This is a genomic window from Kitasatospora sp. NPDC004240 (assembly GCF_053603215.1).
The window spans coordinates 1-6,219 of record NZ_JBSGFD010000321.1 but is presented as its reverse complement, the minus strand read 5'-3'; the positions used below and the strand labels follow the sequence as shown (position 1 = coordinate 6,219).

Below are 6,219 nucleotides of genomic sequence, written 5' to 3'. Positions count from 1 at the left end.
CGCCCACCTCGCCCGGCGGGCCGTGGACGCCGCCGAGGGTGCGCTGCGGCTGCTCGGACCGGAGCAACTCCCCGCCACCCGGCTGCTGTTCACCGTCCGGGTGGCCGACTGCCACCTGTGCGCGGACGACCCGCAGACGGCCGTCGAGCTGCTCGCCCCCGCTCTCGCCGAGGCCCCGGCGGACGTCCCCGCCATCGTCGGCCACGAACTGCGGGGCCTGCGCGGCCGCCTCGCCGCCCGCCGCTGGCGCCGCCCCGACCACGCCGCGGCGGGCCGCCGGCTCGCCGAACTGGGGCTTGTCTGACGATTCCCGCCGGGCGCGAATCGTCGGACGAGCCCGCCCGCCGACCGGGGCCGTCGCTCAGGGGGTGCGGCGGCGCAGCGTGGTCGCGCCGAGGGCGAGCACCACCACGGCGGTGAGGGCGACCACGAGGACGTCCCGGGTGAAGTCGCCGGTCGGCTCGGCGTGGTGGACGATCTCGTCCATCGCGTCCACCGCGTAGCTCATCGGCAGCACGTCCGAGACCGCCTCCAGGACGGGCTGCATCGACTCCCGCGGGCCGAACAGCCCGCAGAGCAGCAGCTGCGGCATCAGCACCGCGGGCATGAACTGCACCGCCTGGAACTCGGTGCGGGCGAAGGCCGAGACGAACAGGCCGAGCGCCACGCCCAGCAGCGCGTCCAGCAGGGCCACCAGCAGGAGCAGCCAGGCGCTGCCGGTGACGTCCAGGCCCAGCAGCCAGAGCGACAGGCCGGTCGCGGCGGTCGACTGGACCACCGCGACGAGGCCGAAGGCCAGGGCGTACCCGGCGATCAGGTCGCCCTTGCCGAGCGGCATCGCGAGCAGCCGCTCCAGGGTGCCGTCGGTGCGCTCGCGCAGCGTGGTGATGGAGGTGACCAGGAACATCGTGATCAGCGGGAAGATCCCCAGCAACGCGGCGCCGGTGCGGTCGAAGCTCTGCGGCCGGCCGTCGAAGATGTAGCGCAGCAGGGTGATCATCACGCAGGGCACCACCACCATCAGGGCGACGGTGCGCGGGTCGTGGCGCAGCTGGCGCAGCACGCGCCCCGCGGTGGAGAGGGTGCGGTGGAGGTTCATCGGCGCGGTGCTCCTCGGGAGGGGCGCCCCGGGGTGCGGGCGCCCGGGCGGGCGGGGGTCATCGGGCGGGCGGGGGTCATCGGACGGGCCGGGCGGCCGGCCGGTCGGCGACGGCCGGGTCGCCGGTCTGCTCGACCAGGTGCAGGAAGGCGGCCTCGACGGTGTCGGCGCCGGTCGCCAGGCGCAGCCCGTCCGGGCTGTCCTCGGCGAGGATCCGGCCGTCGCGCATCAGCAGCAGCCGGTCGCAGCGCTCGGCCTCGTCCATGGCGTGCGAGGAGACCAGGATGGTGGTGCCGCGGTCGGCGGCGAGGCCGTGGAAGAGCTCCCACAGGTCGCGGCGGAGCACGGGGTCGAGGCCGACGGTGGGCTCGTCGAGCACCAGCAGGTCGGGCGCGCCGAGCAGCGCGACGGCCAGCGAGACCCGGCCGCGCTGGCCGCCGGAGAGCTCCCCGGCGAGGGAGTCGGCGTACCGGAGGAGGTCGACGTCCTCCAGGGCGGCGGCGACCGTGGCGGCCCGGGCCTCGCGCCGGGCGCGGCCGGGCAGCAGGACGGCGGCGAAGTAGGCGAGGTTCTGGCGGACCGTGAGGTCGCCGTAGACCGAGGGCGCCTGGGTGACGTACCCGACGCGGGGGCGCAGCGCGGCGTGCCCGGCCGGGTGGCCGAGGACCTCCAGCGTGCCGGTGACCCGGGCCTGGGTGCCGACGATCGCGCGGATGAGGGTGGACTTGCCGCAGCCGCTGGGGCCGAGCAGTCCGGTGATCCGGCCGGCGGGGACGGTGAAGTCGAGGCCCTGGAGCACCGTGCGCGGGCCGCGGGCGACGGTGAGGCCGTCGGCGCGGATGGCGACGCGGGGGGCGGGCGCGTCAGTTTTATTCATCACGGTGTGAATATAGGGCGGGGGTGGGAGGCCGTCAACGGCCGCGTCACGGCCAGGCGGGCCGGTTCGCCCGGCCCCCGCGTCCGGCCTGCCGACGGCCGTACCGGACGCCCCCGAACCGGCCCCGTCACCTACCCTGAAGCCGTGGCCGGACGCCCGACGGGCGGGCCGGGAGGACTCCGGCGGCCCGCCCGAGCACGGCGGCGCACCGGACGGAACGGACGGGACGGACGGCGCGCGTGACGGGGGTCGACGGGATGACGGACACGGCGGCGGGCGACCGCCCGAGGCGCCGCGGGCGGCCCTCGCGGGCCGAGGCGGACAGCGGCCCCGGCACCCGTGAGCGGATCCTGACGGCGGCGCGGGCCGAGTTCGCCGAGCGCGGCTTCGAGAAGACCTCGGTCCGCGGCATCGCCAAGGCCGCCGGCGTGGACTCCGCCCTGGTGCACCACTACTTCGGCACCAAGGAGCAGGTCTTCGACGCGGCCGTGGAGCTGTCCCTGGCACCGGCCATGGCGGTGCCGGTCGCCGTCGCCGGTGACGCCGAGGGCGTCGGCGAGCGGCTGGCCCGGGCGATGTTCGGCGTCTGGGAGAACCCGGTGACCCGCACCCCGCTGCTCGCGGTCGTCCGCTCGGCGCTGACCCACGACACCGCCGCGGCCGTCCTGCGTGGCATGATCGAGCGGCGGGTGCTGCTCCGGGTGGCGGGCGAACTGAAGGTCCCCGACCCCGAGTTCCGCGCCCAGCTCGCCGCGGGCCAGCTGATCGGGATCGCCATGCTGCGCTACGTGCTCAGGATCGAGCCGGTCGCCTCGGTGGACACCGAGGAGATCATCCGCATGGTCGCGCCCACCCTCCAGCGCTACCTCACCGAGGCCTGAGCCCGGACCTCCGGAACACCCGCACCCGCGCGCCGATGACCTCGTGCACGGGGCTTGCTGCGGAGCGTGTCCGCGCGGCTATGGTGGGTGTGCGACCGTGGCAGCCCGGTCCGGCCGGGCGGCGGCACGTCGACGCGCGGGAGGACGAGGTGGCGGACGGCCAGGTCAGGATCCGACGCGAGACGGTGCGGCTCGACGTCGAGACGCTCTGCGGACAACGGTTCGTACCGCTGAGGCCCCCGCCCTGGCCGCAGGTGGAGGTCCACCGGATCGGGCACACCTGGGGCGAGCCCGTCCGCTGCACGGCCGAGGAACGCTCCCGCTGGGCGGCCGGCGAGCGGGCCTGCCTCGACCGGATCTCCCGCGCGCTGGAGGAGATCCACCGGGCGCACGGCGGACGCCGGTCCCGGGTGGACCTCTACGCGGACAGCCGGTCCGGGCACTCCCCGGGCCCGGCGCTCGGGCTGCCCGGCCTGCGGCGCCGAGGCGCGCTGCGCTCCCGCGACGCCCAACTCGCCTTCGCCGCCGAGGTGCGGGCCGCGCTCGTCGGCTACCTGCCGGTGCGTCAGGAGATCGAGCGCCGGCAGGCCGAGCTCGCGGCGGAGGCGGCCGCGGAACGGGAGGCGGCCGCGGCCGCCCGGCGGCGCGAGGAGGAGCGGGTGGCCGCGGTGGTCGCCGCGGTCGCCGCCCACCCGTTCTGGCGCTACCGGTGGGTCGAGTCCGGCCGAACGGTCCTGGTCGACCGCGCGGACGTCACCGCCGGCGCCGTCGGGGTTCCTCCCGGCGGCGCGGACGCCGCGCGGCGTCCGGCCGAGGGGTGGGACGGCGGCCCGATGAAGGCCCTCGACCTCTCGGTCCTCCTCCTCGGCCACCTCGTCCGGCCCGGCGGGGCCGTCACCTTCCGCTGGTCGGAGGAGGCCCGGCGGGCGGTCGAGGAGGAGTGCCGTGAGCACGACGTGGACCTCACCTTCCGGCAGTGGTGGTCCCGGGTCGCCCACGGCGACTGGGAGGACGGGCCGCACGGCCCCGTACCCCGGCCGGCCCGGACGTACGACGGCGGCTCCTCCGCCGGCCGGGGCGTCGGCGGCACCGGGACCTCCGGCACCGGCGGCTGCACCGGCGGACACGGCTTCGGCGGGTTCGGCGGGTACTGAAGCCGGGCGCGGGGGACGATGGGCGGGTGGACGCGTACCCGGCCACCGGAGCCCTCGACCTCGCCCCCACACCCCGCACCGCGGTGGCGTGGCTGCCGCCCGACGAGCTGTGGCCCGCCATCCAGGACATCCGGGTCGAGCACGACCCGCAGATCCGCCGCTGGCCGCCGCACGTCAACCTGCTCTTCGGCTTCGTCCCGGAGGAGGACTTCGCCGCCGCGGCCCCGCTGCTGGCCGCGGCGGCCGCCGAACGGGAGCCCTTCCCGGTCACCCTCGCCGGGGTGCGCTTCTTCCGGCACCGCTCGTACGCCACCGTCTGGCTCGACCCCGCCGCAGCCGGCCCCCGGCCGTGGCGCGAGCTGTACGAGGCGCTGGCGGAACGCTTCCCGCGGTGCCGCGGCCGCTTCCCGGAGTTCACCCCGCACCTGTCGCTGGGCCGCACCGGGGACCCGCGCGCCCTCGCCGCCGAGTGCGCCGCCCGGCTGGGCCGCCGGACGGCCACGGTCGGCGGACTCGTGCTGCTCTCCCGCCGCGGCGACGGCCCGATGCGCCCGCGCGCCACGGTCGCGCTGGGCACCGGCGGGCTGACGGGCGGCGGGCCGGGTGACGTCGATGCCGGGACGGGCGAGCCGGAGCGGCCGGCCTGATCCGCCGCCCCGACCGGGTGGAGCAGTGCTGACCTGTGCCGACGCGGCGCCGCCGGGCGGGCCGCGCCGGTCAGTGCCAGGCTGGCCCCCGGGGGCGTTCGCCGTGGGGGCATCAGGGAAGGACTCACCATGATCACCACCGACTTCGTGACCGGCTCCCCGTGCTGGGTCGACCTCGGCGCGCCGGACGTCGCCGCCGCGGGCCGGTACTACCGGGCCGTCTTCGGCTGGGACCTCGAAGGGCCCACCCCCGAGTCCGGCGGCTACGTGCTGCTGCGGCAGGACGGCGGGATGGTGGGCGGGATCGGCCCGCTGACCGAGGAGGGCGCCCGCTCCGCCTGGATGATCTACTTCCGGACCCCGGATGTCGCCGCCAGTGCCGCCGCCGTCGAGAAGGCGGGCGGCACGGTCCGGGTCCCCCCGACCGACGCCGAGGGCGAGGGCCTCTTCGCCCAGTGCACCGACCCCCAGGGCGGCGAGTTCGCCCTCTGGCAGCCGGGCCGGATGAAGGGCTTCGAGGTCGCCGACCGTCCCGGCGGCCTCTGCTGGACCGAGCTCTACACCACCGACACGGAGGCCGCCCGCACCTTCTACGCGGCCGTGTTCGGCTGGCAGTACGAGGACATGGAGCTGCCGGGCGGAGCGGGCGCGTACACCATCATCACCCCCGCCGGGCAGCCCGAGGAGCGGATGCACGGCGGCCTGCTGCAGCTCCCGCCGGAGGCGCTCACGCTGACCGACGGCCGCCCGTACTGGCACCCGGTGTTCGCGGTGGCCGACTGCGACGCCTCCGCCGCGGCGGTCACCGCCAACGGCGGCAGCCTCCAGATGGGCCCCGAGGACGTCGCGGGCGTCGGCCGTCTCGCGGTCTGCGTGGACCCCTCCGGTGGCGCCGACTTCGTGCTCCTCGCGCCCGAGGAGGACGCGCCGGCCGCCTGACGGGTCGGCGGTGGCCGGGTGTCCTGCCGCACGAAGCCCGGCGGGCCGGGGCGATGTCCGCCCCGGCCCGCCGGTCCGGTCGTTAGGGAGGTACGGGTTCAGGCGTTCAGGGTGGTGATGTTCCACCAGCGCTCGTCGCCGAGGTCGAGGGTGATCGGTGCCGGCGCGCCCGAGGAGCGGTGCAGCAGCGCCTCGTAACTGCGGGCGGGCAGCGGGCGGGTGGTCATGCCGGTTCCTTCCGTGGGGATCTCTGCGGGGGTGGGGAGGGGAGGCGGCGCCGTCGCCAGAACGGCCGCTCGCCCCAGCGGTCCTCGGCGGCGTACACCGCGTGGTGGTTGCGCCGGTAGGCGGCCAGCAGCGCGGCCACCCCGGCCCGGTAGGCGTCCAGCGCGCCCGGGTCGCCGCCCAGGTGGGCGTGGACGGCGACCGCCCCGGTCGTCCCGGTGTGCAGGGCGGTGAGGATGCCCTGCGAGGAGACCGGGTCGAAGGCCGCGACGGCGTCGCCGACGGCGGTCCAGCCCGGGCCGCTGGGCCGGTCGAGGTGGGCCGAGTGGGCCGGCGCCCGCCGGGGGCGGCCGGGGCCGGCCGGCGGATGGGCGGCCGCGCGGGCCGCGATGTGCCC

The 6,219-nt window shown here is 77.1% G+C and carries 8 protein-coding genes and 1 pseudogene; 5 read left to right on the top strand and 4 right to left on the bottom strand.

All coding sequences use genetic code 11. The annotated features are described in order from the left end of the window. Positions 1-304, top strand: a pseudogene (locus ACWEQL_RS40160) (helix-turn-helix domain-containing protein); the annotation flags it as partial. A gap of 57 nt (positions 305-361) precedes the next feature. Here ACWEQL_RS40160 and ACWEQL_RS40155 read toward each other — a convergent pair. Continuing rightward, positions 362-1,099, bottom strand: a complete 738-nt coding sequence (locus ACWEQL_RS40155; protein WP_452156208.1) for an ABC transporter permease — start codon at positions 1,097-1,099, stop codon at positions 362-364. 76 nt (positions 1,100-1,175) lie between these two features. After that, on the bottom strand, positions 1,176-1,976 hold the full coding sequence (locus ACWEQL_RS40150; RefSeq protein ID WP_452156206.1) for an ABC transporter ATP-binding protein: 801 nt from the start codon (positions 1,974-1,976) through the stop codon (positions 1,176-1,178). 257 nt (positions 1,977-2,233) lie between these two features. On the opposite strand from ACWEQL_RS40150, the gene ACWEQL_RS40145 reads away from it, so the two are divergent. The 4 genes from ACWEQL_RS40145 to ACWEQL_RS40130 all read left to right on the top strand — a co-directional run bounded on the left by ACWEQL_RS40145 (position 2,234) and on the right by ACWEQL_RS40130 (position 5,597). After that, entirely contained in the window at positions 2,234-2,857 is a 624-nt protein-coding gene (locus tag ACWEQL_RS40145) for a TetR/AcrR family transcriptional regulator (protein ID WP_452156210.1), read from the top strand. A gap of 89 nt (positions 2,858-2,946) precedes the next feature. After that, a complete protein-coding gene (locus ACWEQL_RS40140; RefSeq protein WP_452156204.1) occupies positions 2,947-4,011 on the top strand; it encodes a hypothetical protein in 1,065 nt (354 codons plus the stop codon). 26 nt (positions 4,012-4,037) lie between these two features. After that, on the top strand, positions 4,038-4,658 hold the full coding sequence (locus ACWEQL_RS40135) for a 2'-5' RNA ligase family protein (RefSeq protein ID WP_452156202.1): 621 nt from the start codon (positions 4,038-4,040) through the stop codon (positions 4,656-4,658). 129 nt (positions 4,659-4,787) lie between these two features. After that, the gene (locus ACWEQL_RS40130) at positions 4,788-5,597 is read left to right on the top strand and encodes a VOC family protein (protein WP_452156200.1); all 810 of its coding nucleotides are present in this window, start codon (positions 4,788-4,790) and stop codon (positions 5,595-5,597) included. Positions 5,598-5,695: 98 nt separating this feature from the next. On the opposite strand, the gene ACWEQL_RS40125 is transcribed toward ACWEQL_RS40130, so the two are convergent. Then, positions 5,696-5,824 carry a hypothetical protein gene (locus tag ACWEQL_RS40125; RefSeq protein ID WP_452156198.1) on the bottom strand — a complete coding sequence of 43 codons (129 nt, stop codon included), beginning with the start codon at positions 5,822-5,824 and terminating at the stop codon, positions 5,696-5,698. Further along, positions 5,821-6,219: NAD(P)/FAD-dependent oxidoreductase (locus tag ACWEQL_RS40120; protein WP_452156196.1), on the bottom strand; the 399-nt coding region annotated here is incomplete at its 5' end. The genes ACWEQL_RS40125 and ACWEQL_RS40120, both read right to left, overlap by 4 nt.